The organism is Kitasatospora putterlickiae (genome assembly GCF_039527695.1).
Classification (GTDB): Bacteria; Actinomycetota; Actinomycetes; order Streptomycetales; family Streptomycetaceae; genus Kitasatospora; species Kitasatospora putterlickiae.
In genome coordinates, this window is record NZ_BAAAKJ010000272.1 from 2,545 (window position 1) to 3,782 (window position 1,238).

2 protein-coding genes are annotated in these 1,238 nt (G+C 75.4%); one reads left to right on the top strand and one right to left on the bottom strand.

From position 1 onward, the window contains the following. The coding region (locus ABD308_RS27210) for a hypothetical protein (RefSeq protein WP_344339760.1) at window positions 1–631 on the bottom strand (631 nt) is incomplete at its 3' end. 185 nt (window positions 632–816) lie between these two features. On the opposite strand from ABD308_RS27210, the gene ABD308_RS27215 reads away from it, so the two are divergent. Next, a complete protein-coding gene (locus ABD308_RS27215; RefSeq protein ID WP_344339762.1) occupies window positions 817–1,164 on the top strand; it encodes an alkyl sulfatase C-terminal domain-containing protein in 348 nt (115 codons plus the stop codon). The last annotated feature ends 74 nt before the right edge of the window (window positions 1,165–1,238 follow it).

Below are 1,238 nucleotides of genomic sequence, written 5' to 3' on the forward strand. Positions count from 1 at the left end.
TGCTGCGCGGCCACCGGGTGACGGCGCTCGCCGACCGCGGCGACTCGGTCGCCCTCACGGTCGAGGGCTCCGAGGGCTCCGAGGGCGCCGAGGGCGCCGGGGCCGCCGCCCGCGCGGCCGGAGCGGACCCGGCCGGCGGGACCGGCGGGTCGACCTCCACCGGCTCGTCCACCGCTATGCGCTCGGCCTCCGCCGAACCCGCCGTCTCCCGCTCCCAGCCGTCCTCGAACAGCCCGCCGGCCCGGGGCGCGGGCGCCGCCGGCGCGGCCCCGTCCCGCCCCGACGCGTCGTCCTCCTCGACCTCACGCAGCTTGTTCTCCAGGTAGGCCAGCACCACGCCCACCTTGGTCACCTGGTCGCCGACCCGCTCGAAGACCTTCTCGACCTCGCCGCGCGCCACCCCCACCGCGAGGTCCACCCCGGCCCGTCCGGCCGTCACCGCCTCCTCGGCCAGCGTCTGGAGCGACTTCGCCGACGGCGGGAACGGCCCGCCCAGCCGCCGCTCCACCTCCGAGACGTCGATCCCGCCCTTCTCCAGCAGGTCGGCCGCCGTTCCGACGACCCGCTTGCCGACCTCCTCCACCAGTACGGCCGCGGCCGCCACCGCTCCTCGTACCGTCCTCGGCAGCATCCGGGTTCCTCCCATTCGCCTGCGCGCATCGCTCCATCGCATCGACGCCCGGACGAATCCGGGCATCCCACAGACGACGCTACCGCCAAACACGCCCTGCGGTACCGTGGCCCGGCAGTCACCCGCCGCCGGACCCGGCCACCCGCCGGAGCACCGCGGCCCGCCGAAGGAGGGGATCCGCCGCGATGGCCGACGCCGAGGAGTGCCGCGAGGCGCTGGAGCAGCTCAGCCGCAACCTCGCCAAGGCCACCGGCGACGTCCGCAAGGCCGCCGAGCTGGACCGCTCGCTCAGCTGCCGGATCACCGACCTCGACCTCACCTTCACCGGGCGGCTGCGCGAGGGCCGCATCCACGACCTCAAGGAGGCCCCCGGCGTCCCCGCCGAGAAGGCCGACCTGCGGCTCACCATGAGCAGCGACGACCTGGTCGCCCTGGTCGGCGGCCGGCTCAACTTCGCCTCCGCCTGGGCGACCGGCCGGGTCAGGCTGGAGGCCGGCTTCCGCGACCTGCTGCGGCTGCGCACCCTGCTCTGACCCGGCCGGAGGTCCGCTAGAACCAACGCCGTTCAGTTAGGGCGGTCTGGGCTGCGTCAAGGGTCGGTTGTGAG